A 25,404-nucleotide genomic window follows, 5' to 3' on the forward strand; every position below is an offset into this window, starting at 1 on the left:
CCATCCGCCCAAAGATGATTTTGACCTGATAGTCCGCTCTAATGTGCGTAATTGCCCTAGCTTGGGAGTTCTTGATCGTTTCGTGGGTTGCCAGAGCTCATCGGAGATGCGCTCAATTTCGATTGGCACGTTTCAACCTTCGAAAGTTTTCGCCGGAAACATTCGAACATCTAGATAGATCGAATGATGCAGGCGAATCCTTTCGAAGGTTATGGCCTCTTCCGTTCCTTCCGGACGAGAGCGTCGAGCCCTCTTTCCGCGTCGGTGGGGCTGAGTTCGCCAGCGTCGATCATTGCTTGCGCGTCGCGTCGGAAGCGCTCGCTCTGCTCCGCCTCGCTTTCGGGAACCTTCTTCTTCGGCATGGCCCTCAGGCTCCGATGTGAGATTGCCTATAGGTGAGGCGCTTGCCGACGATGCCTTTCAACATGGTGTCGGTGCGATCGGCATCGTTGAAGCCAAGCGCCACGCGGTTGCTATAGCGGAAATCGAACTCCGCCAGATACCGGTGAAGATGCTTCTCCGCGCAATGCTGGTAGATGCCCCGCATCCCGCGCTTGAAGATGGAGAAGAAGCCTTCGACGGTGTTGGTGGTCACGTCGCCGCGAACGTAGATGCCAGCGCCATGCAGCACGGTATCGTGCGCGGCGAACTCGCGACCAACGGCGGCGTACAGGCGGCTTTCGTCGGTGGTGAGCTTGGCTTCCTTGGCGACGTTGGCGCGGACGATCTGCGCCACCTGATCGCGCTGAAGCGAGTTGGCCGGGAACGAGCGAGCCTTGCCGCTGTCACGGTCAACAAGCGAGACAACGCGCATTTTGTGCTGCGAACCACGCTCGCCAGCTTCGCGGACGTAACCGGCCTTCTGACCGATGTAGGTTTCGTCTGCTTCCACGCGTCCACCGCTGGTGCCGAGCAGATCAAGGCCACCGTCGCGCATTGCTTCGCGGATGCGGTGCGACATGAACCAGGCGGTCTTCAGGGTGACGCCTAGGGTGCGGTGCAGCTGGTTCGAGCTGATGCCCTTCTTGCTACCGGCAACGAGATACATCGCCTGAAGCCAGATGCGCAGCGGAACGTGGCTGCTCTCAAAGATGGTGCCGACCTTCACGGTGAACGGCTTGCGGCACTGGTAGCACTTGTAGGTGCCGATCCGGGTGGACTTTCCGCCCATCTTACCGATGCGGTCAATGCCACCGCAATGCGGGCACACCGGACCTTCCGGCCACACGCGCGCTTCTACGAAGGCGTAAGCCGCTTCTTCGTTGTGGAAGTGTGGTGCAGAAAGTGCCGACATGGTACAAGGCTCCCTAATGAGAACCTTCTACCGAGCGCAGTTGGGTACGTCAAGTATAATATCGCGGTCACGATGTCAAGTGAATTTAACCAATGTGGTTATTACAAGCTAACCGCCCGCACGTCGCGTGAACTCGATCGTCACCAGCGGCACCTCGCCTTTGCGGGTCAGCGCGACCGATCGGAACACGCGCTTGTCGCCCTTGAACTCCTCGGTCGCCAGCATCCGCATGTGCCGGCCGTCGGCCTGCGCCACGTCCGCGGTCCAGGTCAGCGTGTTCGTCTCCGGATCCCAGCGGCCATCGTCGAAGCGGATCTGCTGGTCGTTATTGTCGACCCAGATTCCCTTGTAGCGGCCGGTCACGCGGTCGAAGCCCCAGACGCCGGTTCCCTGATAAGGTGTGCCCTCCACCGCAAAGCGGTTCAGCATCCACATGCCGCCGGATCGCAGCTCATTCTCCTGCACGCCTTTCGCGTGCTGGTCGGGCTTGCCCGGCTCTTGCGAGGGAAATGTGATCGCGGCGTCCCACACGCCCTGCTCGCGCGCGACGATGTCCAGTTCGGCAGGCGTCACGGCTGCGGCCGGCATGGCGATGGCGGCCAGCGCCGCGGCAAGAAGGCTCTTCATGGGCAGCCGGCTAGCGGCGCAAAGAAAAAGCCGCGCCCCGGTTGCGACCAAGGCGCGGCTTCGATCTACGAACCTGCGTGGCTCAGGCAGCCGCCGCGGTCGGCTCCTCGGCCGGGGTCGGGCGCTTGTCGAACACTTCGTCGATCAGCCCGAATTCCTTCGCTTCCGACGCCGACATGAACTTGTCGCGGTCCATCGCCCGCTCGATCTCCTCGAGCGGCTTGCCGGTGTACTTGGCATAGAGCTGGTTGAGGTCGTGCCGCATGCGCAGGATCTCGCGAGCCTGGATCTCGATATCCGCGGCCATGCCCTGCGCGCCGCCGGACGGCTGGTGGATCATGATCCGGCTGTTGGTCAGCGCGACGCGCATGCCGGGCTCGCCAGCCGACAGCAGGAAGCTGCCCATCGACGCCGCCTGGCCGATGCAGACCGTGCCGATCCGCGGCCGGATGTACTGCATCGTGTCGTGGATCGCCATGCCCGCCGTGACCACGCCGCCCGGGGAGTTGATGTACATGTAGATGTCCTTCTTCGGGTTCTCGGACTCGAGGAAGAGCAGCTGGGCGGTGATCAGCGAGGCCATATGGTCCTCGACCTGGCCGGTCACGAACACGATCCGTTCGCGCAGCAGGCGGGAATAGATGTCGAAGCTGCGCTCGCCCCGGTTCGACTGCTCGATGACGATGGGAACGAGCGCGTCGTGGATTTGACCGTTCTCGAACGGATTGTTCATGGGGAAATGCGTCCTTCGTAGGTGTTCAGACCCCCTACATCGGACGGAAGGTGAAGGCGTTCAAGCCCCCCAAAAAAGCCGCTCCCCCTTAAGGGGAGGGGTTGGGGTGGGGCTTGTCTCATCGCCCCACCCGGCATTCTCATCACATCTTATAGCTGATCCGCGCGTACCCGAACTGGCCCGGCACATCGTAAGTGGTCGGGTCAAAATTGTTCAGGCTGCACGAGAAGCACGGCGGCGGATCCTGGTTGAACACATTGTTCACGCCGATCGTGAAGGCGAACCGGTGCTGGGCAAATCCCGGCGTGAAGGTCAGCTGCACGTCGCCATAGAAGCGGCTGTTGAGCCGGTTGGTGACGATCGGGGTTGAGAACGGATCCCGCACTTCGGTCACGCCGGCGATATACCGGCCCGTGAACGACGCCGCGATCGTGTCGTTCAGCGACCAGTCGATCGTCGCATTCCCCTTGAACTTCGGGAATGCCTGGTCGGGGCTGCCGCGCTCGGTGCCCCTGCGGTCGATCACCACGAAGCCGTTCGACGCGGTCAGGACGTAATGGAGCAGCCAGCTTGCGTTGGCAGCCAGTCCGAACGTGCCGATGCCCGTCTCCGGCGTCCGGTAGAGGGCGGTCACGTCGATGCCGCGCGTGCTGATGCTGTCCAGGTTCTGCAGCGTCCCGCTGATCTGGTTGACGAAGCCGTTCTTGGTCCGGACCACCAGCGCACAGCTGGCTGCATCGCCGCGCACTGCACAGTTGCTGAGCGTCAGGTTGGGATCGACGACGCCGATCGCCTTCTTGACGCGGATGTCATAATAATTCGCCTCGATGCTGAAGTTCGACGCAAAGCCGCTGTTGCGGGCCCAGAGCGGCGCATAGACCGCTCCGAACGTGATATTGCGTGACGTCTCCGGCTTCAGGTTGATGTTGCCCTGCGTGATCACCGGCAGCTGGCCCGGCGGTTCGGCATAGCTGCCGTCGGCCGGCACTCCGGTCGCGATGCAGTTCGCGCGAACCGTCGCATTCGTTTGGAACTGACCGGAGGCATCGCTGGTGCAGGGATCGACGACCGGCAGGTCAAAGCGCGAGCGGCCGCCGAACAGCTCGCCCAGGCTGGGCGCGCGGAAACCGGTCGTATAGGCGCCCCGGAACAGCAGATCCTCGATCGGCTTCCACAGCCCCGTCGCGGTGAAGGTCGTCTTGGATCCGCTGATTGAATAGCGCGAATAGCGGGCCGCGCCGTCGAATTCGAGCGAGTAGAAGAACGGCGTGTCTTTCAGGATCGGAACGCGCACCTCGCCGTAAACTTCGTCGACATGGTAGCGCCCCGCCGCCGGCTGGGCGGGAATGTCGGCGCCCAGGCCGGCCGCCACGATCGGGTCGGGCGTGAAGCTCGCGATCTGGATGCGGTGCTCATAGCCGACCGCAAAGCCCAGCGGCCCTGCCGGCAGGTCGAGCAGGTCGCCGCTCAGGTTCGCCGTGTAATCGTAAAGCTGCTGGTTGCTCTTGTCGCGTTCGGTGAAAGCGATGAAGTCCAGCATTTCAGGCGTGATCGAGCCCAGGCCGCCGAACAGGTTCAGCGGCACGCACGGCGCGGTGCAGTTCGCGATCGGCCCGATCGCCTGCGCGACGCGGTCCGCCCGCACGTTGCCGGTAAAGCTCTGGTGCGCATCATTGATGCCGAACGACGCATTCAGGTCCCAGAACCACTTGTGATTGCCGACGTCGAACGAGCCGTCCAGTGTCGCGGTCGCCGACATCGTGTTGACGCGCTGGTTGAAGGTGCGCTGCCCGGCCTCGACCAGACGGCGCGCCACGAACGAATAATTCGGCGTCCTGCCGTTCGACGTGCCGTTCGGGTTCAGCCCCGATTCCAGCGTGACGCCGAACGGGTTGAACGGGTTTGTCGCGTCGAATGACAGCGTGTCAAACAGGCTCCCCGCGCCGTTGCCGGCGTCAGGCCCGATAAACAGCGGCTCGAATGCCGCCTGGTTCTGCGAATTGCGGCGATTGTAGAGCGCCTTCACCCGGAAATTGACGCTGTCCGACAGTTCCTGACGGAAGCTCAGCCACGCGCCGTACCGCTCTGATGGCGTCAGCAGGTAATTGAACGGCGCGAAGTTGAAGCGATCGGCCGAGGTAAAGGGCCGCAAATCGGCGAGGGTCGGATGAGCGTTCGGCGGGTTGGAGATCGTTTGGTTGCCGAAGCTGGTCAGGAAACGTCCGTTGACCGCCGCACTGCTGCAGCCGCCGATCGCGTCGGTGCAGCTGGTCTGGCCCGGGTTCGGGAATCGCGAAATGGCACGATCTCCCGAACGCACCGGGTCCTGCTTCACATAGCTCGCGCCGAACACCAGGTTCGTGGTCTCGCCCTTGATGCCATAGCTCACGTCCGCGTTGAACGTGTCGCCGTCGCCCTGGCGGAACGCGCCATACTGGGCAGAGGCGCGCAGTCCCTCCTGCTGCGCCACCGTGATGATGTTGACCACGCCCGCGATCGCATCCGAGCCATAGAGCGGAGACGCGCCCGCCTGCAGCACTTCGATCCGTTCGACCATGCTCGCCGGAATCGCGTTGATGTCGACGGTCGCGGGAATGCCGCTGGCGCTCGTGCCGTTCACGAAGCGCAGGCCGTCGACCAGCACCAGCGTCCGCTTGGCAGCCAGATAGCGTAGGTCGATCTCGGCCGATCCGGCGCCGACGCCGCCGCCATCGGGCGGGTTGCCCAGATTGCCGCTGTTGTTGACCTTGGAGTTCAATCCACCCGACGCGCTCGGCAGCCGCTGCAGGATGTCCGCGACCGACGACAGGCCCGTCTGCGCGAGCGACGATTGGTCGAGCGTGACGACAGGTGAGCTCTGGTCCAGCGGATCGCGGCGGATGCGCGATCCGGTGACGACGATGGTCTCTTGCGGTCCGGCCTCGGCGGCCGTGTCCACCGGCACTTGCGCGAGCGAAGGGCTCGCAGTGAACGTCATCAGGACAGCAAGCGCCGTCCCGCCAAGCAGAGTGGCTGGTCGATTCATACATCCTCCCACCTCCGCAGCATTGCGATGCGGAGTCCCGGGACAGGACATAGATGCGACGAGACTCGCGCGGAAGCGGGCGTCCGCTGCCATTGATCGATTCCTGCAACATTGTTGCAAGAAAGTAACAAACGCGGCCGGCGCTCCTGAGCAGGAGCGCCGGCGCGGTGATTTTATTTCGCGGCGGTTTTCTTCGCCCGCTTCGGCTTGGCAGCTGCGGCTTCGGCGGCCGCTTCCTCGCTGACCGCCGCTTCGGGAGCAGGGGCCGCCTTTTTCGCTGCGGCCTTCTTCGGCTTGGCGGGCGCCTCGGCCTGAACCGCCCCCGCGTCGGCTTCGCTCTTCGCGGCCGGCTTCTTGGCCGCGGCCTTCTTCGCCTTGGGCGCGGCCGGCGCGTGGTCGTGGTCGTGATGGTCATGGCCGCAGCCCGGACCGTGCACGTGCCCGTCTTCGTCCGCCTCGATCTCGGCCTCGATTTCCGCCCGGGTGACGGTCCGATCCGTCACGTCGGCCTTCGCGAACAGGAAGTCGACGACCTTGTCTTCGAACAGCGGCGCGCGAAGCTGCGCGGCCGCCATCGGCTCTTGGCGGATATATTGAATAAAGCGGTCGCGATCCTCGGGCCGATACTGCTGGGCCGCCTGGGCGATCAGCCGGTTCATTTCCGCCGACGTGATCTCGACGCCGTTCTTGGTGCCGATCTCCGACAGCAGCAGGCCTAGGCGCACGCGGCGCTCGGCGATGCGACGGTAATCATCGCGATCCGCTTCCATCTCGGCGCGCGCCTTCTCCGGATCGGCCTCATGGCTGGCTTCATGCTCCAGCTGCGCCCAAATCTGGTTGAATTCCGCGTCGACCATCGACGGCGGCACTTCGAAATCGTGAGAAGCGGCGAGCTGGTCGAGCAGCTTGCGCTTCATGTGCGTGCGCGTCAGGCCATTATGCTCCTGCTCCAGCTGGCCCTTGATCAACTCGCGGAGCTTGTCGATGCCCTCAAGGCCCAGCTGCTTCGCGAAATCGTCGTCGAGCGCCGTTTCCTTCGGCGTGCGAACCTCGTTTACGGTGACGTCGAACGACGCCGCCTTGCCCGCCAGATGCTCGGCACCATAATTTTCGGGGAAAGTGACGTTGACGGTCTTCTCGTCGTTCGCCTTCACGCCGACCAGCTGGTCTTCGAAGCCGGGGATGAACTGGCCAGAGCCGAGCTCAAGTGAGACGCCCTCGCCCTTGCCGCCCTCGAACTCGACGCCATCGACCTTGCCGACGAAGTCGATCACGACCAGATCGCCGTTTTTCGCCTTGTAGGTCGGCTTCTCGGCAGCCTGGAACTGCTTGTTGCCCGAAGCGATCCGGGTCAGCGCCTCGTCGATTTCGCTGTCCTCGACCGGCACCGTCAGGCGTTCGAGCTTCAGCCCGTCGAGATCGGCCGCCGGCACCTCCGGAAGCACTTCCAGCGAGACCTTCACTTCGGCGTCCTTGCCGGGTGCGAAGTTTTCGTCGAGCTCGACCGACGGCTGCATCGCCGGACGCAGGTTCTTCTCGGCCAGCAACTGCTGCACGCCTTCCTGCACCGCCGTCTCCAGCGCCTGCTGCTCGAGCGCCGGGCCATGCATCTTGCGGACGAGGTTGGCGGGGACCTTGCCGGGGCGGAAGCCGGGCATCCGGATCTGCGGCGCCATCTTCTTCAACTCGCCATCGACGCGCGCATCGATGTCCTTGGCGGCAATCTTCAACGTGTACGCCCGCTTCAGGCCCTCGTTCAACGTCTCGACAGTCTGCATGTCTCGCCTTTTCAAAATCCTGAGGGAGTCCTGGCCCTGCGGAGGCTTGGGAATTGGTGCGGGCGAAGGGACTCGAACCCCCACATCTTGCGATACTGGAACCTAAATCCAGCGCGTCTACCAATTCCGCCACGCCCGCGGCCGGACCGCCGGTCGCGGGCGTCTATACCAGCCACCGATAATGGGCAACCCGCAAGAGCGCGCTGCGTTCCAGCTTTTTGCCGATCAAGGAGCGCACCATGGCCACCGTCCCGCCGCCCGACTCCACGCCCGAATCGCCGCCACCCGGTCCGGACAGCACACCGGAAGTCACCACGCCGGGCCCTGACATCGACCAGCCGGACCCGGGCACGCACACGGATGACCCCGGCCAGCCGCCCGACTCGATCTAGGGGGTTCCCACCAGCATTTCGGGCGCCGGCCCGTGCCCGAGGAACGCCGACGGGCTCGCACTGGCCCCATAGGCGCCCGCCAGAAAGATCGCGATCAGATCGCCGGCCTCCGCGCGGGGCAGCGCGACCTGGTCGCCCAGCCGGTCGAGCGGCGTGCACAGACAGCCGCAGACAGTGACGACCTCGTCCGGCTCCGCGCCGAACCGGTGCGCGACGGCTAACGGATAATTCCGGCGCACCACCGTCCCGAAATTGCCCGACGCGGCAAGCTGATGGTGCAGCCCACCGTCGACGATCAGGAAAGTCTGGCCGCCGCTTTCCTTCCGGTCGACGACGCGCGTCAGGTACACGCCAGCCTCGCCGACCAGCCAGCGGCCGAGTTCAAGGCAAAAGCCGGTGTTCGCAAGCACCGCCGGCCGGGCGCGATACTGTGCCTCCAGCGCGGCCCCGATCCGCTCCACGTCCAGCGGCACATCATCCGCGAAATAGGGAATGCCGAACCCGCCGCCCAGGTTCAGACGGGACGGCGCGACCCCGACCTGCTCGGCCAAGCGGGCTGCCAACGCGACCATCGCCGCCTGCGCCTCGATGATCGCGTCCGGGTCCAGAGACTGCGACCCGGCAAAGATATGAAAGCCTCGAAACTCCACGTCTTCCGATGCCAGGCTCCGCACCAGCTCCGGCACCCGTTCCGCATCGATTCCGAACGGCTTCGCACCGCCGCCCATCCGCATGCCCGATCCGCGCAGTTCGAAATCCGGATTGACGCGCACCGCCAGCCGCGGCCTCAGGCCCAGCCGTGCGGCGATCGCAAGCGCCCGCTGCGCCTCGCCCACCGACTCCAGGTTGATCGTCACGCCGTGCGCGATCGCGAACTCCAGCTCGGCATCGCGCTTTCCGGGACCCGCAAAGGACAGGCAATAGGCGGCCATCCCGGCGCCGATCGCCGTCCGCGCTTCCCCCATCGACGCAACGTCGATCCCGTCAACCAGCGGCGCGATCCGGTGGACAAGGCCGGCGAACGGATTGGCCTTCAGCGCGTAATGCAAGTCGATCGAGGGAAACGCCGCGCGGAAACGTGCTATCCGCCGCTCGATCATGGCAAAGTCATAGACGAACAGCGGCGTTTCGCCGGCATCGCGAACCAGCGCCGTCGCGGTCCGGCCGCCGATCAGCAATGCACCGTCGCGCACCCCGAAATCCGCAGGGATTGGTCCCATCGGCTTCACGATGCATGCTCCGCCCGCAGCGCCGCGCGATCCAGCTTGCCGTTCGGTCCACGCGGCAGCTGCGCCAGCCAGACGATCCGCGCCGGCTGCATGAAGTTGGGAAGATCGCGTTTGAGGCTCATGCGCAGCGCCTCCTCGGCGCTTCCGTCGCCACGCGCAATCACCAGGATCGATTGGTCCAGTCGCGGATCGGCGGTGCCGAGCGCGACCGCTTCGCCGGTTAAGCCCGTCCCGACGACCGCCTCCTCGATCTCCGTCGGGCTGATCCTGTTACCTGCGGATTTGATCATCTCGTCCGCACGCCCGACGAAGCGGAGCAGGCCGTCCGCACCCCGCACCACCGTGTCGCCCGACCAGACCGCCGTCCCGCCATAATGAGAACCGGCCGGCGCCGGCCGGAACCGCCCGGCGGTTCGTTCGGGATCGTGCCAATAGCCTTTTGCTACCAGCGGTCCGCAATGGACCAGCTCGCCCGGTTCGCCGGCAGCCGCGACGCTCCCGTCCGGCCGCGCCACCAGCACTTCGGCAAACGGGATCGCCGACCCGATTGCAGTCGGATGCTCGCTGATCAGCGCCGGATCGAGATAGGTCGACCGGAACGCCTCGGTCAGGCCGTACATCGCGTAGAGGTCCGCGCCCGGCAAAAGCGCCCTCAGCCTGCGCACGAGCGGCTCGGTCAACGCCCCGCCGCTATTGGTCAGGCGCCTGAGTGCCGTTTCCGCGGGCCAATTTGCCTCTGCCAGCTGCAGCCAGAGCGGCGGCACGCCGGCCAGCGTCGTGATCCCACGCCGCTCCACCGCCTTCACCACATCGCGCGGCGTCAGATAGTCGAGGGGCACCGCACAGGCGCCGGCGGCCCAGGTCGAGAGCAGCTGGTTCTGGCCATAATCGAACGCAAGCGGCAGCACGCACAACGTTCGGTCGTCAGGCCGTAGCTTCAGGTAGTGCGCGACCGAAACCGCCCCAAGCCACAGGTTCGCGTGCGAAACCATCACCCCCTTCGGCCGCCCGGTGGACCCGGAGGTGTAGAGCAGCGCAGCAAGGGTGTCGGGATCGAGGGAAGAAGGCCCAATAAGCTCCTCCCCAAGCTCTGCTTGGGGAGGGGGACCATGCGAAGCATGGTGGAGGGGCCCGAAGCGAAGCGGAGGGTCGGCGTTCGTCGCTACGCTCCGCCCCTCCACCATCCCCGCTTGCGCGGGGACGGTCCCCCTCCCCTGCCAAGGCAGGGGAGGACTAAGCACCACCTCACACTCGTCCGGCACATCCCCAGCCTCGAACGTTGCCGCTCGGGCCTCTTGCGTCACCAGCAGCCGCGCGCCGCTGTCCGCCAGGATATATCCCGCCTGCGCCCGCTTCAGCACCGGATTGATCGGCACATGCACCGCTCCGATCCGCGGCGCCGCGAGCGGCAATAGGCAGGCGGTGAGCGTCTTGGGCAGCCAGCTCGCCACCCGGTCGCCCGGTCCGATTCCCAAATCGCGCAGCCACGCCGCCAACCGCCCGACTCGCCGCTCCAGGTCGGCATAGGTCAGCGTCTCGCCGCCGACGATCAGCGCCGGCCCATCCGGGCCCCCACACGAGGGAAGATGGTCGATCGGCCGGGGAACGGGATCAAGCTCTTGCAACCTCCGCCCTTCCCCGTCCAAACGTCGCGCCGGTAACGGGGATTAGCGTCTTGTGGGTCACCGGGGAATATTTTGACTCCTTCCGCGCCGCGCAGCTCGCCGCACGCGGCCGGCTCGACGCGCCTGCCCAGCCCGATCCGCTGCTCCGCCTCGAATGGTTCGGCCGGACCTGGGAGCACGCCCTTCCCGACGCGCGGCTGCTGATCGCGCGCGCCCGCGCCGGCCAGGCGGAGGCCTGGCTGTTCCTTGCCCGCAGCCGGCCGAACCGGGCCGTGTCCCTGGTGGGCAACCACAGCATCCACTTCGCACCGGTGTTCGCCGGCGATGCCGACGACTCGATGAAGCGGGCCTTGCTGCGTGCCCTGGCGCGCCGCCTGCGGCTGTTCGGTCTCGCGCGGCTCACATTCGAACCTCTGCTGCCCGAAGACGCGGCGCTGCTCCGCCAGGCTTTCCAGGCCGGGGGCTGGACGGTGCGCGACCGGGCCGGCCCCGCCAATTTCACGCTCGACGTCGCCGGCCGGCATTTCGAGGAGTATTGGGAAAGCTGCCCTGCGCAGCTGCACGAGCAGGTTGCCGCCGGCAGCCGCCATCTGCACGTCGAGATCACCGACCTGATCACGCCCCGCCTGTGGGAAGAGGTCGAGCTGGTGGGCGGCCCCGATCCGTTCCTCCGCGCGCTCGCCCAGGATGCGAGCGTCGACCGCACGCTCCGGCTCGGCATCGCTCGGGTCGGCGATGCGCCTGTCGCCGCCCAGCTCTGGACGTTCGAGGATGGTCTCGCGCTGGCCCATTGGCGGGTCGAGGACCGCGAAGCGCGCCAGGTCCATCCCTCGGCCGAACTGACGGCATCGATGCTCCGCTATCTGATCAACGTCGACCACGCACAGACGATCGACCTCGGCAACGGCGACGAAGCCGAACTCGCCGACTGGGCCGACGATCGCCGGGTGCTGCGCCGGCTCGACCTGTTCAACCCCCGCGCGCCCTCCGCCTGGGCGCCGGCATTGGCCGCCTCTGCGGCAGGGCTTGTCCGTCGTTCGCCGCTGGATTAGCGCGCGCGGCGATGGTTCCGGAATATCACGAGACGGTCGAACAGACCGTGCGCGCCGTCCTGGTCGATGTGCTTGGGCTGACGCCCGAGCGCGCGACCGCCTTCCACGCGGAAACCGCGCTGTTCGGGTCGCTGCCGGAACTCGATTCGATGGCCGTCGCCGGCCTGCTGACCGAAATCGAGGACCGGCTCGGCATCGTCATCGAGGACGACGAGGTCGAAAGCGACATGCTCGCCACCTTCGGCGCGCTGGTCTCGTTCCTGGACCGGAAGGTTCAGTAGGAACGGAGCGGCCGGATAATAAATCCCGTTCGCTTCGAGCGTAGTCGAGAAGCGCCAGCTCCGAGCCAAATCGTTTCTCGACTTCGCTCGAAACGAACGGACTTCTTGCTGTCTCCCCTTAAGCCGCTTCCGCCCGCTTCGCTGCAAACTCCGCTTCCGCCAGGAACCGCTCGGCATCCAGCGCGGCCATGCAGCCGGTGCCCGCCGCCGTCACCGCCTGGCGGTAATGTTTGTCCATAACGTCGCCGCACGCGAACACGCCGGGGATGGCGGTGCGGCTCGTGCCCGGCTCGACGGTGATATAGCCTTCGTCCAGCGCCAGCTGGCCCTGGAACAGCTCGGTCGCCGGTGAATGGCCGATCGCGACGAACGCGCCGTCGCAGGCGATGTGGCTGTGCTCGCCCGTCCGCGTGTCCCTCAGGTCGAGCCCGACCAGCCCTTCCGGCGAGCCGCCGGCCACGAACTTCTCGACCGTCTTGTCCCAGAGCACCGAAATGCGCTCGTTCGCGAACAGCCGCTCCTGCAGGATCTTCTCGGCGCGCAGCGAATCCCGCCGGTGAATCAGCGTCACGTCCGGCGAATGGTTGGTCATGTACAGCGCTTCCTCGACCGCCGTGTTGCCGCCGCCGATCACCACGACCTTCTTGCCGCGATAGAAAAAGCCGTCGCAGGTCGCGCAGGCGGAGACGCCCTTGCCCGCGAGATGCCGTTCGCTGTCGAGCCCCAGCCACTTCGCCTGCGCGCCGGTGGCGATGATCAGCGTGTCGGCTTCGTAGACGTCGCCGCCGTCTCCGGTCAGCCGGAACGGCCGCCGCGACAGGTCCACGCCCGTGACGATGTCGTACATGAAGGTCGTGCCGACATGCTCGGCCTGTTTCTGCATCTGCTCCATCAGCCAGGGACCCTGGATCACATCCGCGAAGCCCGGATAATTCTCGACGTCGGTCGTCGTCATCAGCTGCCCGCCGGGCTGGATGCCCTGGACGACGATCGGCTTCAGGCCCGCGCGCGCGCCGTAAATGGCGGCGCTCAGGCCGGCCGGTCCCGAGCCGAGGATAAGCATGCGCGTCTTGTGAATGGTCATGGCGATCGAGAATCCCTTCGCCGGTGCAGATAGGGCGGCCGTTCGTTCCGCGCAATTCGCACGCGACGCCGTATGGTTGACGTGTCTTTAACCATTCCACCTCCAGAACGGCCGCCGGATGGCTCGACGTTCGGCCCTGGCGCGACTGGCGATACGGCTTCGGCTCGCGATGCGCGCCGAGCGCCGCCGCGTGACGCGCCACCTGGGCGCCAGTCCGGAGATCGCGCGCGCCCAGATCGACGAGGTCGTCCGCCAGATCGAGCAGACGGCGCCCGTCAACTGCGCCGCAGCCCTCGTGATCGCTTATCTTTACGGCGCAAGCGGCCACGCCGCCCTGCTGCTGAGCTGCATCGCGCTGCTGGCGACGACGATCGGCGGCCTCCTGCTTCTGCCGCGCACCCGCTACGCGCGTGTTCGATACCGCGACGGGACCGTCGAATGGCACATGGTCCATGTCTATGCTGCGCTGACCGGCATCGTCTGGAGCGGCATCATGGGCGTCCCCCTGCTCACGGCGGCGGAGGGCGATCGGATCTATCTGTTCTGCACGCTGGTCGCGGCGATGAGCATGGGCGGCTTGGTCCTTGCGATGCTGCCGCTGGCGGCGCTTCTCTACACGAGCATTCTGGGCGCGACGCTCGCCCTGACGCTTTGGCTGCAGCCCACACCTGTTCCCGCCGCGATGTACTGCGCCGACGCGCTGTTCATCCTGATGCTCGGCCGCGTCTACTTCGACCTCGCCAATCTCCTCGTAAACCAGCTCCAGTCGGCCAGCGACCTGAAGGCTGCCGAGCGCGCCAAGCGGGAGGAGGAACGCCTGCAGATCGAACGCCGCGCGGCTGAGCGGCTGGCGGCGGAGCGCGAACAGGAACTGACCCGCACAGAGACGCAACGTCGTCACCGCGACGAGTTGCTGCACTTGGCCGAGGAATTCGAAGCCAGTGTCGTCGCCGTCGCGCGCAACCTGGAAGCGGCGGTGGGCGACCTCCAGGGTTCGTCCGCGACGCTCAGCGAGATCGGACGCGATGCCACCGCGAAGGCGGTGGCTGCGTCCAGCCGCGCAACCGGCGCCACCCTCGCCGTGGCAGGGGTTGCCGAAGCCTCGAAGCAGATGGTCGCCGCCGTCGATCACGTGTCCGCCCAGGTCGCCGACCAGGTCCGGGCGAGCGCCGCCGCCCGCGCGTCGGCCGACGACACGCGCCGCACGCTCGAGGAGCTTGCGGCGAGCGCCGAAGACATCGCCAGCGTCGCGACCTTCATTCAGGATATCGCGACCGGCACCCACCTGCTCGCGCTCAATGCGACGATCGAGGCCGCACGGGCGGGCGAGGCCGGCCGCGGCTTTGCGGTGGTCGCGAACGAAGTGAAGAACCTGGCGACGCAAACAGGCGCCGCGATCGGCCGCATCGGCTCGACGACCGCGGCGATCCAGTCCCGCGTCGCGGACGCTCTCGCCGCTGTCGAAAAGGCGGCCGTCCAGGTCGAATCGGTCAGCGATGGCGCCAATGCGATCGCCGAAGCGGTCACCCACCAGCGCCAGGCGTCCGACCATATCGGCCGCAATTCGCTGGACGCCGCCGAAGACGCCGAGAACGTGCACAGCAACATTGCCCAGCTCGCCGACCGCGCCCGCGAAACCGATGCGCTGACGGAATCGATGCGCGCGCTTGCAAGCACCCTCGATGCGCAGAGTCGCGCCCTGACCGAGGCCGCCGGCGACTTCCTGAGCCGGTTGCGAGCCGCCTGAACCAGAGACAAAGCGCCCCGCTGCCAAGGGGGGGTGGGCAGCGGGGCGTCCAACTTGGCACACGGAGCTTGCGAAGGGGGGAAGGCAAGCTCCGCCCGGCAGAACGAATCGCGGGTTCGGCGGTTCCCGAATAGATTGGAAACGCTACCGTAACGTCTTCGTTTTGGGCGTTTTCATGGCAGGTTCAGCCGTAAAGTTGAACTGATGGGCTTCGCGCGGCATGACGCCTGCTCCTCCAGCCCCAAGGAATTTCCGTGAAAAGATCGCTGCTTGTCCTCGCCCTTCTCTCCACCGCCGCGCTCGCGCAGGCGCCTCAGTTCAGCACGGACCGGCTGACGCAGGACATCAAGACGCTCTCTTCCGATGCGTTCGAGGGCCGCGGGCCTGCCACTCCGGGCGAGGACAAGTCGATCGCTTATATCGCGCAGCAGATGCAGGCCGCGGGGCTTCAGCCGGCCGGCGATATCGAGAACGGCAAGCACAGCTGGTACCAGAAAGTCCCGCTGCTGCGTGCATCGATCAAGGACCCGAATCCCAAGCTGGTGCTGACCATCGCCGGCAAGGCCATGCCGCTGACGCAGGGCGAGCAGATCGCCGTGCGCGCCCCGCTGACAGGCCAGAAGCACGTCACGATCAACAACGCGCCGCTGGTGTTCGTCGGCTACGGCGTCACCGCGCCCGAGCGGAATTGGGACGATTTCAAAGGCGTCGACGTCAAGGGCAAGATCCTGGTCGTCCTTGTCAACGATCCGGATTTTGAGACCGGCACCAAGACTCCTGATGGCGCTGATTTCGGCGGCAGGGCGATGACCTATTACGGCCGCTGGACCTACAAGTACGAGGAAGCGGCCCGCCGCGGCGCCGCGGGCGTGCTGATCGTCCACGAAACCGCTCCCGCTTCCTACGGCTGGAACACGGTCAAGAACTCCAACACCAACGCGATGTTCGACATCGTCCGCAAGGACCCGAAGGCCGAGCACACGCCGGTGGAAGCCTGGATCCAGCGCGACGAGGCGGAAGCGATCTTCAAGGCGTCCGGTCTGGATTTCGACGCGGAAAAGAAGAAGGCGCAGACCCGCGCCTTCAAGCCGGAGCCGCTGAAGGCGACCTTCTCGGCCGACTATGACGTCGATTCCGAAGTGATCACGTCGCACAACGTGGCCGGCATCGTGCCCGGCTCCACGCACCCCGACGAGCTGGTCATGTACACCGCGCACTGGGATCACCTGGGCGTCGGCGAGCCCGACGCGCGCGGCGATCGCATCTATAATGGCGCCGTCGACAACGCGACCGGCATCGCTCAGCTGCTCGAGCTCGGCCGCGCCTTCGCAAAAGGCCCGCAGCCGGAGCGTTCGGTGCTGTTCCTGGCCGTCACCGCCGAAGAGAAGGGCCTGCTCGGCTCCGAATATTACGCCGCCAATCCGCTCTACCCGCTCGCCAAGACGGTCGGCGTGCTGAATATGGACGGTGGCTCCATCGCGGGCGCGACGAAGAACTTCACCATCTCCGGCAGCGCGAAGCTCGGCCTGCTCGACGATCTGACCAAGCTCGCTGCCGAGCGCGGCCGCACCTACAGCCCCGATCCGCACCCGGAAGCCGGCCACTTCTACCGCTCCGACCATTTCTCGATGGCAAAGCGGGGCGTTCCGGCGATCTCGTTCGACGGCGGCAACGATCTGGTCAGCGGCGGCATCAAGCGCGGCGAGGAACTGGGCGCAGCCTATGTGAAGGACCGTTATCACCAGCCCGCCGACGAATGGAGCCCGGACTGGGACCTGACCGGCATGCAGAACGATCTCGGCCTGCTCTACAAGCTGGGCGAAGACCTCGCGAATAGCCGCGAATGGCCGAACTGGAGCGCAGACTCCGAATTCCGCCGCGAACGCGACAAGACCGCGGCGGAGCGACGGTAGAGCCTACCCTCTCCCTCCAGGGGAGAGGGCGACTCGGCCCTGCGGGGCCGAGCGGGGAGAGGGTGCTGTGGTACTTGGCCAATCACCCTCTCCTAGCGGCGCTAGGCAACCACTCCCCCACCCCCGCGTTCCCGCCACGTGAGCGCCCGCGACGCCCCTCTGGCCAACCCGAAGCTGATCCGCAGCTATGACCTGAGGGGCCAAGTCGGCACCGATCTCACCGACGCCGACGCAACAGCGCTCGGCCTGTCCTACGCCGCCGCTCTTCAGGGCGGACGCCGCGTGGCTGTCGGCTATGATGGCCGTCTCTCTTCCCCCGCGCTCGAAGCAGCGCTCGTCGCCGGATTGGTTGCAGGCGGCGCCACCGTCGAGCGGATCGGCCGCGGCCCGACGGGAATGCTCTACCACGTCGTGCATTCCCGCGACCTTGATGGCGGGATCATGATCACCGGATCGCACAACCCGCCCGACCAGAACGGGTTCAAGCTGTTGCTGGGAAAGGAGCCGGTCTATGGCGCCACGCTGACGGCTCTGGTCAGGCAGCGTGCTGAAGCGCTCGACGGCGGTTCGGCAGGGCCCGTGTCTGTATTCGACGGCTATATCGCCCGCCTGCTCGCCGCGAGCGAAGGCGCGCCCTCGCTCCGCGTCGGCTGGGACCCAGGCAACGGCGCAACTGGCGAGGTGCTGGCGCGCCTGGTCGATTGCCTGCCCGGCGAGCACCGGATCATCAACGGCGCGATCGACGGCCGCTTTCCCGCGCACCATCCGGACCCATCGGTTCCGGAAAACCTGAAGCAGCTGCAGGAACTCGTCACGGCCGAACGGCTCGACCTCGGAATAGCGTTCGATGGCGATGGCGACCGCATCGGCGTTGTCGATGGCCAAGGCGAAATCCTTTGGCCCGACCAGCTGATCCTGCTCCTGGCCACGGACCTGCTCCGCTCCCACCCCGGCGCGGCGATCGTCGCGGACGTGAAGTCCAGCCGTGTCCTGTTCGACGGCATCGCCGCGGCGGGCGGCCGGCAGGTCATGGCGCCCTCGGGCTATGTCCTGATCCGCGAGGCGATGCTGCGCGAAAGCGCACCGATGGCTGGCGAAATGAGCGGCCATATCTTCTTCGCCGATCGCTGGACCGGCACCGACGACGCGCTGCACGTCGCGATGCGACTGCTCGCGGCGCTTGGCAGGATCGATCTGAAGAGTTTTCGATCCGGCCTGCCGCGCACCATCGCGACACCGGAGCTGCGCCTCTCCTGCCCCGACACACAAAAGGCGGACATTCTCGCCTCAGTCGAAGCAGACCTGGATGGCGCGATTGATCGCACCGACGGCCTACGCGTCACGCGGCCGGAAGGCTGGTGGCTTCTCCGCTCGTCCGGCACGGAGCCGAAGCTGACCGCGCGGATCGAGGCCTGGGACGAGGCTGGGCTGGAAACGCTGCGAGCCGACCTGTTCGGCCGGCTCGCGCGTGCGGGATTGAAGCTGGAGCCTTAGTGGACCCGGTTCAGGCCGGCGATCGTGCGGTCGACCAGCGCCTTGTCCGCGCCAGCATCGTGCTGTTCGGCGATCAGCCGCGCGGCCGCGCTGGTCGCCGCCTCGGCCGCACGGGCGCGGACTTCGGCGACGGCGCTCCGCTCGGCCGCCGCGATCTTGTCCTCGGCCATCTTGGCGCGGCGCGCGGTCAGCTCGGTCGCGTTCTTCTCGGCTTCGGAGATTATGTCGCCCGCTTCCTGCTCGGCATGGGCCAGGATCGCCTGTGCGTCGCCGGCGCTCGCGGCGTGCTGTGCCTTTGCTTTGGCGAGCAGCGCTTCGGCCTCGGCGCGGATGGCCTTGGCTTCGTCGAGCTGGCGCCGGGTCTCGGCAATACGCAGGTCCAGCGCGTCGGCGATCCGCTTCGGCGCCTTGCCGACAAAGATCGCCAGCAGCAGGAAGATGGTCAGGCCGACATAGACCCAGCCTTCGGCCTCAAGCCCAAGCAGCGTCGGCTGATGATGCTCGGTCTCGGTCAGGGCGACAGTGTTTTCTGCCATCGTCTTACTCCGCCGCCAGGGCGACAGACTGGACGGCCTGCACCGCCGTCCGTGAATCGGGCCGTGCGCCGGTCAGCCGCTCGACGATGTCGGCAGCAGCCTCGGCCGCGACCGCTTCGATATCGGCGAGCGCCTTGGCGCGCGCCGCGTCGAGCTGGGTCTGGGCAGCATTCTGCTTGCGTTCGACTTCCTCGTTGGCTGCCGCGAGCCGCTGCTCGACGGCCTTGGCTGCCTGGCCGCGGGCCGCATTCAGAGCCTCACGCGCCTGCTCCCTGGCCGCGGCGACGCTCGCCGCGTAATCGGCCTCGATCCGGTCCGCTTCGGCCTTCGCGGCTTCGGCGGACTGGATATCGTCCGACACCGTCTGTTCGCGCTCGCCGATCACCCGCCCGATCTTGGGCACGGTGAACTGCACGATCCCGAAATACAGGATCGCGAAGGAAATCACGAGCCAGACGAACTGGGGCGCGAAATTGACGACTTCGAACTGAGGCATCGGACGGCTCGCTTATGTGCTCGGATCAGCCCGCGAACGCGAGGTAGAGCGAGACGACGGCCGCGATCAGGCCGAGCGCTTCGACCACCGCGAAGCCGAGGAACAGACGACCGGAAACGCGTCCGTCGGCCTCGGGGTTGCGGAACGCACCCTGCACATAGCTGCCGAAGATGAAGCCCACGCCGATCGCGGCGAGACCCGCACCCATCGCGGCAAGGCCGGCGCCGATCAGCTTCGCTGCTGCTGGATCCATGATGATTTCCTTTTCCTGTTTGTCTTAGTGGAGGTTGACCGCGTCGTTCAGGTAGATCGACGCGAGGAGGGCGAAAACATAGGCCTGGATGACCGCGATCAGCAGCTCGAGCGCCGTCAGCGCCACGTTCACCGCCAGCGGCACCGCGCCGAACACATAGGGCAGCGCGCCGAACGAACCGAGCGCCACGACGAAGGTGCCGAACACGTTCAGCAGCACGTGGCCCGCGGTCATGTTCGCGAACAGCCGGATCGCCAGCGTGAACGGCCGCACGAGGAAGCTGATCACCTCGATCGGCATGATGAACAGGCCGAGCACCGGGTGAACGCCCTTCGGCCAGAACAGCGTCAGGAAATGCAGGCCGTGCTTCCAGAAGCCGACGATGCAGACGATCAGGAACACGATCAGCGCCAGCGCCAGCGTCACCGCGACATGGCTGGTCGGCGTGAAAGCGCCGACCCAGGGGATCAGGCCCAGCAGATTGAGGATCAGCACGAAGATGAAGACGGAGAAGATCAGCGGCGTGAAGCGCTTGCCTTCCGGCCCGACATTGTCGTCGAGCATGCCGCGCACAAAGTCGTAGACATATTCAACGGCTGCCTGCGCGCGGCCAGGCACCAGCTGCGGACGCGCGGTGCCGACGAACAGGAACACCGCGATCACGCCCAGCGCGATCAGCATCCACAACGAGGAGTTGGTGAACGACACGTCGTATCCGCCCGCGTTGAACGGGTGGATCACGCGGATCGCGAACTGCTCCATCGGGTTGTTGCCAGCGGCCACTTTGGTCTTCCTACTGCTGGTCGTTGGTCGGATCGGTGTCGTACTGGTTCGACGTCTTCATCGCGCGGCGCAGGCCGGCCGCGAATCCAAGGATCAACAGCACGATCATCAGCCAGGGCGTCGTGCCCAACCACTTGTCGAGCAGATAACCCGCAAAGGCACCCACCAGCACCGCGCCGACGAACTCGATGCCGATCGCCCAGCCGCGGCTTTCCGCGCGGCCTTCGGCATCGGTCACGCCGTGCTGGGTCGCCGCCTTCGCCTTCGCGATGCGCCGGTCAAGCTCGTCCTTGTTGCGATCGTCCGCCAAGAAAGCACCTTGAGAATAAGAAAACGTCGCCCGACTCGGGGTCGCGGCGACGGCTCAAGCCAGCGTCCCCGCCAGCGCGGCGCCCGATTAGGCAAGGAGTCGGAGGGTGTCAACCGTATCGGCCTTCTCCCGCGCGCGCGTAGGAGAATAGGAGAAGAAGACGTCCGGGAGGGGTTTGCGAAAATCCCCGCGCTGGTTAGCAGGGATCATGTCTTTTCGTATACTCCTCGCCGCCCTGGCGCTGTGCCTGCCGGCAACGGGATCCGCCGCCGATCCGCAGGACGTCCTCTACAGCGACCTGACGCTGATCGACGGCACCGGCGCCCCGCCGCGGCCGCACACCGACGTGCTGGTGCGCGGCGACCGCATCGCGGCCGTCGGCCCGCACGGCAGCGTCAAGGCAGAGGGTGCTCGCGCGGTGGACCTTGCCGGCCGTTATGTGATCCCCGGCCTCATCGACAGCCATGTCCATCTCGCCACCCCGCCCGACCGCCCCGCAGCCCTGGCCGAGCTGCGCCGCGACCTGTACGGCGGCGTCACCGGCGTGCGCGACATGGCTGATGACCTTCGTGCCGTCGCCGAACTGGCGCGCGAAGCCAAGGCGAGTGAGATTGCCGCCCCGGATATCGCCTTCGCCGCGCTGATGGCCGGTCCCTCCTTCTTCGCCGATCCGCGCGTGGCTGCAGCCAGCCGCGGCTGGGTGGGCGGCACCGCGCCCTGGATGCAGGCGATCGATTCGCGCACCGACCTGCCGCTCGCAGTCGCCCGCGCCAAAGGCACCGGCGCCGACGCGATCAAGATCTACGCCGACCTGTCGCCCGCGCTGGTCGCGGCGATCACCGCCGAAGCGCATCGCCAGGGCCTGCTCGTCTGGACCCATTCCGCCATTTTCCCGACACGGCCCGCAGATGTGATCGCCGCCGGCCCGGACGCGATCAGCCATGTCTGCTATCTGGCCTATCAGGTCGAGCCGGTGATGCTCGCCAACTATGAAGACCACACGCCGGTCCACGAGAACCTGCTCGCTGCCAAGGGCGACGATCCTGTGATGGCAAAGCTGTTCGCGGAGATGCGGCGGCGCGGCATGGTGCTCGATGCGACCGGATCGCTGTTCGTCCGCGCGGATGCCGAGCGGGCGAAGGAGCCGAACCGGCCGCCGCTTCGCTGCACCGGCAAGACCACGGCGCGCCTGACCGCGCAGGCCTACCGCGCCGGCGTCATTATTTCGGCCGGCACCGACAATGGCGGGCCGCCCGACTTCCCCTGGCCCGCGCTGCACGACGAGATCTTCTTCCTTGTCCATCAGGCGGGCATGCCGCCCCTTCAGGCGATCCGCGCGGCGACGCTGAACGGCGCGCTGGCGATGGGCCGGGCAAAGGAAACGGGCACCGTCCAGGCCGGCAAGCTGGCGGATTTCGTGGTGCTGACCGAAGACCCGCTTGCGGCGATCGAGAACATCCGCAGCATCGCCATGACCGTGAAGCGTGGGCACGAATATCCCCGCGCCGATTTCAAGCCGAAGGAGAAATGATGCACGATCGCCGCAGCTTCCTGGCGCTCGCGGCTACTGCTGCCGCCGCGCCGGCCGTGGCAGAGCTTTCGCCCGCCGATCCGCTGGCGGGCAAGATCGTGGTAAACGCGCTCGGCGGCCTCGGCGACCCGAACATCGAGGGCGAAGGCGATCCGTTCACGCCACGCGTGCTTGCCGAAGCCCATGCCTCGGGCCTGACGGCGGTGAACACCACGCTCGGCTACGTTGCCGGGCCCGGCGATCCGTTCGAAAAAAGCGTGCGCGACGTCGCCGAATATGATGCGTTCCTGCGCGCCCATCCGAACGACCTGCTGAAGGTCTTCACCGCTAATGACATCCGGCGCGCCCGCGACCAGGGCAGGATCGGCATCATCTATGGCTTCCAGAACGGCGCGATGATGGGCAACGACGTCACGCGCGTCGACCTGTTCGCCAATATGGGCGTGCGCATCTTCCAGCTCACCTACAATCCGCTGAACCAGCTCGGCGGCGGATCGATGGCGCCCGGCAACCCGGGCCTGACCCCGTTCGGCCGCGACGTGGTCGCGCGACTGAACGACCGGCACGTGATGGTCGACCTGTCGCACAGCGGCACGCAAACCTGCCTGGATGCCGCACGCGCGTCCAAGGCCCCGATCTCGATCAACCACACCGGCTGCCGTGCGCTCGTCGACCTGCCGCGCAACAAGACGGACGAGGAGCTACGGCTGGTCGCCTCGCGCGGCGGGTTCGTCGGCATCTATTTCATGCCATTCCTCGATCCGCACGGCCACGCCCATGCCGCCGACGTGGTCGCGCACATCGATCACGCGGTGAAGATCTGCGGCGAGGATCATGTCGGCATCGGCACCGACGGCTCGGTCACCCAGATCGACGACCTCCAGAAATATGCGGCCGCCTTGGCCAAGGAAAATGCCGAGCGGCGCGCGACCGGCGTCGCGGCGCCGGGCGAAGGGCCGGATACCTATCCGTTCACCGTCGACCTGCGCGGGCCTGACCAGTTTCGCAAGCTGGCGCGGCTGCTCGGCGAACGCGGCCATACCCCGCGCCAGGTCGAGAAGATCCTGGGTCTCAATTTCCTGCGCTTTGCGACGGACATCTGGGGCGCATGATCGTCGTCGACCGGGACGAGGTCCGCCGCCGCCTCGATCACCGGACCTGCATCGCCCTGATGCGCGAGGCGATGATCGCTCTCGCGACCGGCCGATCGAAGCAGCTGCTCCGCGGCATCATCGACCTGGACGGCGGCAATGCGTTCGGCGTGATGCCGGGCGCGCTCGAAGGCGCCGGCTTCGGCGCCAAGCTCGTCAGCGTTTTCCCCCGCGAGGAGCATTCGCACCAAGGCGTGATCGTGCTGTTCGATTCAGTGAGCGGCGCTCCCGCCGCGACAATCGATGCCGGCCAGGTCACGGCCATCCGCACGGCCTGCGCTTCGGCGGCAGCGACGGGCGCGCTGGCGCTGCCCGATGCGCGCACGCTTGCGATCCTCGGCACCGGCGAGCAGGCGTGGCAGCACGCGGTCGCGGTGCCGCTGGTGCGGCCGATCGACACGATCCGAATCTGGGGCCGCTCACCGGACAAGGCGCAGGGCCTTGCCCGCAGGATAGAGGCACAGCTGGGCATCGCGGCGCAGGTCGCGACATCGGTCGCCGATGCCGTGGCGGGGGCATCGATCGTCTGCACCACCACCGCAGCTCCGGAACCGATACTCAGCTCCGCCGACATCGCCGACGGCACGCACATCAACCTGGTCGGCTCCAGCCGCGCCGGCCCTGCCGAAATCGACAATGCGCTGGTCGCTCGCGCGCGCTTCATTCCGGACCATCGCGACGGCGTGCTCGCCCAAGGCGCCGAATTCCTCCGCGCCCGCGACGCCGGCGTGGTGACGGAGGCCCACGTGCTGCCGGAAATCGGCACCGTCTTCGCGGGTCTCAGTCCCGGCCGCCTCGGCCCCGGAGACGTGACGATCTACAAGTCGCTCGGATCGATCGTGCAGGACCTCGCCTGCGCTCGCCACGTGGCCGACGCGAGGTTCGCCTCCCGCTAATCCTCGCGAAATACCGGGAGCGAAATACAAACACAGGCTCCGCCGCCCGCTCCGTTCTCGGCGGAAATCTTGCCGCCATGCGCTTCGATGATCGTGCGGCTGATCGGCAGACCAAGGCCCATTCCGTCCGCCTTGGAGGACGTGAAGGTGTCGAAGACGGCATCGAGCATTTCCTCGCCTATCCCGTCCCCATTGTCTTCGACACGAATCTCGACACTCGCTTCCAGCAGCGTGCTCGCGACGGAAATCTCCTGATCGGGGCGATCGCGCACGGCATCGGCGGCGTTCTGAAGCAGGTTGATGACGACCTGCTGGAATTGAACCGGGTCGATCACGATCCGGACGCCGTCCGCCAGGCCGTAGCGAATGACAATCGTCTGGCTTCTTGCCGCCGCAAGCGCGCCAGCCTCGCGGATCAACGGGTTGGGATCGATCGCCTGATGCCCCGCGGCACTCTCGTGCGTCACCGCGCGCAGGCTGCGAATGATCTTGCCGGCCCGGATCGCGTTCCGTTCGATCGCGCGGAGAGTGATGTCCAGCGTTTCGGCATCGATCGCCGCGCTCCCCAGCGCGCGCCGTGCGCCGGCCGCATAGGAACTGATCGCGGCGAGCGGCTGGTTGATTTCATGCGCCAGCGTGGTGGCCATCACCCCCATCGCGCTCTTTCGCGATACATGGATCAGCTCGGTCTGAAGCCGCTGCAGCTTTTCCTGCGCCCATTTCTCTTCGGTAATATCCTGCTTCGTCCCGAAAATCCGGATTGCCTTCCCGTCTTCCTGCTCGACGTCGGCCGTCAGCCTGATCCACCGCTCGTTTCCTTTCGCGGTGCGGACATGGATATCGAGGCTGAAGCTGCCCGCCTCGCGAATGGCCTGGGCACGAAGGCGCTCCATCTCGCGGCGCGACTCGTCGAAATAGAGATCGACGATGTGCGCCCGCTGGATCGTCGACCCTCTTGGCAGTTCGAACAGGTCGTAGACGCCGTCCGTCCAGGTCAGCTCTTCGGTCGCGAGGTCGCACTCCCAGACGCCGATCCTCGCCAGCGCGGACGACCGCTCGTACATCTTTTTGTAATGGGCGATGACGGCCGCTTGCTCGCGCACCAGTCGTGCGTGATCGGCCAGCTCATCGACGGCCTCATCAAGGTTGGCCGGCGGCAGTTCCAAACTCTCCT

At 66.4% G+C, this 25,404-nt stretch carries 23 protein-coding genes and 1 tRNA gene; 9 read left to right on the forward strand and 15 right to left on the reverse strand.

Annotation, left to right across the window (positions count from 1 at the left end; translation table 11 throughout):
* Nucleotides 1-367: 367 nt before the first annotated feature.
* The 6 genes from SCH01S_RS07525 to SCH01S_RS07550 all read right to left on the reverse strand — a co-directional run bounded on the left by SCH01S_RS07525 (nucleotide 368) and on the right by SCH01S_RS07550 (nucleotide 7,596).
* Nucleotides 368-1,294 carry an IS1595 family transposase gene (locus tag SCH01S_RS07525; protein ID WP_046348178.1) on the reverse strand — a complete coding sequence of 309 codons (927 nt, stop codon included), beginning with the start codon at nucleotides 1,292-1,294 and terminating at the stop codon, nucleotides 368-370.
* 108 nt (nucleotides 1,295-1,402) lie between these two features.
* Nucleotides 1,403-1,921 carry a DUF1579 family protein gene (locus tag SCH01S_RS07530; RefSeq protein WP_046348179.1) on the reverse strand — a complete coding sequence of 173 codons (519 nt, stop codon included), beginning with the start codon at nucleotides 1,919-1,921 and terminating at the stop codon, nucleotides 1,403-1,405.
* A gap of 82 nt (nucleotides 1,922-2,003) precedes the next feature.
* A complete protein-coding gene (gene clpP / locus SCH01S_RS07535) occupies nucleotides 2,004-2,654 on the reverse strand; it encodes an ATP-dependent Clp endopeptidase proteolytic subunit ClpP (RefSeq protein WP_046348180.1) in 651 nt (216 codons plus the stop codon).
* Nucleotides 2,655-2,796: 142 nt separating this feature from the next.
* A complete protein-coding gene (locus SCH01S_RS07540; protein WP_157032849.1) occupies nucleotides 2,797-5,631 on the reverse strand; it encodes a TonB-dependent receptor domain-containing protein in 2,835 nt (944 codons plus the stop codon).
* 221 nt (nucleotides 5,632-5,852) lie between these two features.
* Entirely contained in the window at nucleotides 5,853-7,457 is a 1,605-nt protein-coding gene (tig, locus tag SCH01S_RS07545; protein ID WP_046348182.1) for a trigger factor, read from the reverse strand.
* Between the two features lie 54 nt (nucleotides 7,458-7,511).
* Nucleotides 7,512-7,596 (reverse strand) — tRNA-Leu (locus SCH01S_RS07550).
* A gap of 100 nt (nucleotides 7,597-7,696) precedes the next feature.
* Here SCH01S_RS07550 and SCH01S_RS16755 point away from each other — a divergent pair.
* Nucleotides 7,697-7,849, forward strand: coding sequence for a hypothetical protein (locus SCH01S_RS16755; RefSeq protein ID WP_169746371.1), 153 nt, complete (start codon nucleotides 7,697-7,699; stop codon nucleotides 7,847-7,849).
* Here SCH01S_RS16755 and SCH01S_RS07555 read toward each other — a convergent pair.
* Both SCH01S_RS07555 and SCH01S_RS07560 read right to left on the reverse strand, forming a co-directional pair.
* Nucleotides 7,846-9,078 (reverse strand): pyridoxal-dependent decarboxylase, exosortase A system-associated, encoded by a 1,233-nt coding sequence (locus SCH01S_RS07555; RefSeq protein WP_046348183.1) that lies wholly within the window; start codon nucleotides 9,076-9,078, stop codon nucleotides 7,846-7,848. The two genes, SCH01S_RS16755 and SCH01S_RS07555, sit on opposite strands and share 4 nt — an antisense overlap.
* Nucleotides 9,075-10,703 (reverse strand): AMP-binding protein, encoded by a 1,629-nt coding sequence (locus SCH01S_RS07560; protein WP_046348184.1) that lies wholly within the window; start codon nucleotides 10,701-10,703, stop codon nucleotides 9,075-9,077. Before SCH01S_RS07560 ends, SCH01S_RS07555 begins: the two co-directional genes overlap by 4 nt.
* Nucleotides 10,704-10,753: 50 nt before the next feature.
* Between SCH01S_RS07560 and SCH01S_RS07565 the strand changes: the two genes are divergently transcribed.
* Both SCH01S_RS07565 and SCH01S_RS07570 read left to right on the forward strand, forming a co-directional pair.
* The gene (locus SCH01S_RS07565; RefSeq protein ID WP_046348185.1) at nucleotides 10,754-11,755 is read left to right on the forward strand and encodes a GNAT family N-acetyltransferase; all 1,002 of its coding nucleotides are present in this window, start codon (nucleotides 10,754-10,756) and stop codon (nucleotides 11,753-11,755) included.
* Between the two features lie 11 nt (nucleotides 11,756-11,766).
* On the forward strand, nucleotides 11,767-12,036 hold the full coding sequence (locus tag SCH01S_RS07570) for an acyl carrier protein (RefSeq protein ID WP_046348186.1): 270 nt from the start codon (nucleotides 11,767-11,769) through the stop codon (nucleotides 12,034-12,036).
* Nucleotides 12,037-12,154: 118 nt separating this feature from the next.
* On the opposite strand, the gene trxB is transcribed toward SCH01S_RS07570, so the two are convergent.
* A complete protein-coding gene (gene trxB / locus SCH01S_RS07575) occupies nucleotides 12,155-13,120 on the reverse strand; it encodes a thioredoxin-disulfide reductase (protein WP_046348187.1) in 966 nt (321 codons plus the stop codon).
* A gap of 118 nt (nucleotides 13,121-13,238) precedes the next feature.
* On the opposite strand from trxB, the gene SCH01S_RS15795 reads away from it, so the two are divergent.
* The 3 genes from SCH01S_RS15795 (at nucleotide 13,239) to SCH01S_RS07590 (ending at nucleotide 18,274) form a co-directional block, all read left to right on the forward strand.
* Nucleotides 13,239-14,867: a methyl-accepting chemotaxis protein gene (locus tag SCH01S_RS15795; protein WP_084689453.1), complete on the forward strand. Its 1,629-nt coding sequence runs from the start codon at nucleotides 13,239-13,241 to the stop codon at nucleotides 14,865-14,867.
* A 254-nt stretch (nucleotides 14,868-15,121) separates the two neighbouring features.
* Nucleotides 15,122-16,780: a M28 family metallopeptidase gene (locus tag SCH01S_RS07585; RefSeq protein ID WP_046348188.1), complete on the forward strand. Its 1,659-nt coding sequence runs from the start codon at nucleotides 15,122-15,124 to the stop codon at nucleotides 16,778-16,780.
* A 138-nt stretch (nucleotides 16,781-16,918) separates the two neighbouring features.
* Nucleotides 16,919-18,274 carry a phosphomannomutase/phosphoglucomutase gene (locus SCH01S_RS07590; RefSeq protein WP_084689454.1) on the forward strand — a complete coding sequence of 452 codons (1,356 nt, stop codon included), beginning with the start codon at nucleotides 16,919-16,921 and terminating at the stop codon, nucleotides 18,272-18,274.
* Here the strand turns inward: SCH01S_RS07590 and SCH01S_RS07595 are convergent.
* Genes SCH01S_RS07595 through SCH01S_RS07615 form a run of 5 tightly spaced genes read right to left on the reverse strand, consistent with a single transcriptional unit; the run spans nucleotide 18,271 to nucleotide 20,652 of the window.
* Nucleotides 18,271-18,810, reverse strand: coding sequence for a F0F1 ATP synthase subunit B family protein (locus tag SCH01S_RS07595; RefSeq protein WP_046348189.1), 540 nt, complete (start codon nucleotides 18,808-18,810; stop codon nucleotides 18,271-18,273). The genes SCH01S_RS07590 and SCH01S_RS07595 overlap by 4 nt on opposite strands.
* 4 nt (nucleotides 18,811-18,814) lie before the next feature.
* Nucleotides 18,815-19,306: a F0F1 ATP synthase subunit B gene (locus SCH01S_RS07600; RefSeq protein ID WP_046348190.1), complete on the reverse strand. Its 492-nt coding sequence runs from the start codon at nucleotides 19,304-19,306 to the stop codon at nucleotides 18,815-18,817.
* A 25-nt stretch (nucleotides 19,307-19,331) separates the two neighbouring features.
* The gene (locus tag SCH01S_RS07605) at nucleotides 19,332-19,559 is read right to left on the reverse strand and encodes an ATP synthase subunit C-like protein (protein ID WP_046348191.1); all 228 of its coding nucleotides are present in this window, start codon (nucleotides 19,557-19,559) and stop codon (nucleotides 19,332-19,334) included.
* Nucleotides 19,560-19,583: 24 nt separating this feature from the next.
* Entirely contained in the window at nucleotides 19,584-20,342 is a 759-nt protein-coding gene (locus SCH01S_RS07610) for a F0F1 ATP synthase subunit A (protein ID WP_174436030.1), read from the reverse strand.
* 10 nt (nucleotides 20,343-20,352) lie between these two features.
* Nucleotides 20,353-20,652, reverse strand: coding sequence for an AtpZ/AtpI family protein (locus tag SCH01S_RS07615; protein WP_046348192.1), 300 nt, complete (start codon nucleotides 20,650-20,652; stop codon nucleotides 20,353-20,355).
* Nucleotides 20,653-20,860: 208 nt separating this feature from the next.
* On the opposite strand from SCH01S_RS07615, the gene SCH01S_RS07620 reads away from it, so the two are divergent.
* The 3 genes from SCH01S_RS07620 to SCH01S_RS07630 are packed head-to-tail and all read left to right on the forward strand — an operon-like array spanning nucleotide 20,861 to nucleotide 24,230.
* Nucleotides 20,861-22,183 carry an amidohydrolase family protein gene (locus SCH01S_RS07620; protein WP_046348193.1) on the forward strand — a complete coding sequence of 441 codons (1,323 nt, stop codon included), beginning with the start codon at nucleotides 20,861-20,863 and terminating at the stop codon, nucleotides 22,181-22,183.
* Nucleotides 22,180-23,295, forward strand: a complete 1,116-nt coding sequence (locus SCH01S_RS07625) for a dipeptidase (RefSeq protein WP_046348194.1) — start codon at nucleotides 22,180-22,182, stop codon at nucleotides 23,293-23,295. The genes SCH01S_RS07620 and SCH01S_RS07625 overlap by 4 nt, the downstream gene beginning before the upstream one ends.
* Nucleotides 23,292-24,230: an ornithine cyclodeaminase family protein gene (locus SCH01S_RS07630; RefSeq protein ID WP_046348195.1), complete on the forward strand. Its 939-nt coding sequence runs from the start codon at nucleotides 23,292-23,294 to the stop codon at nucleotides 24,228-24,230. The genes SCH01S_RS07625 and SCH01S_RS07630 overlap by 4 nt, the downstream gene beginning before the upstream one ends.
* Here the strand turns inward: SCH01S_RS07630 and SCH01S_RS15800 are convergent.
* Nucleotides 24,227-25,396 carry a sensor histidine kinase gene (locus SCH01S_RS15800; protein ID WP_052733843.1) on the reverse strand — a complete coding sequence of 390 codons (1,170 nt, stop codon included), beginning with the start codon at nucleotides 25,394-25,396 and terminating at the stop codon, nucleotides 24,227-24,229. The two genes, SCH01S_RS07630 and SCH01S_RS15800, sit on opposite strands and share 4 nt — an antisense overlap.
* Between the last annotated feature and the right edge of the window lie 8 nt (nucleotides 25,397-25,404).

Origin of the sequence: Sphingomonas changbaiensis NBRC 104936 (assembly GCF_000974765.1) — a bacterium.
GTDB classification, from domain to species: Bacteria; Pseudomonadota; Alphaproteobacteria; order Sphingomonadales; family Sphingomonadaceae; genus Sphingomonas_B; species Sphingomonas_B changbaiensis.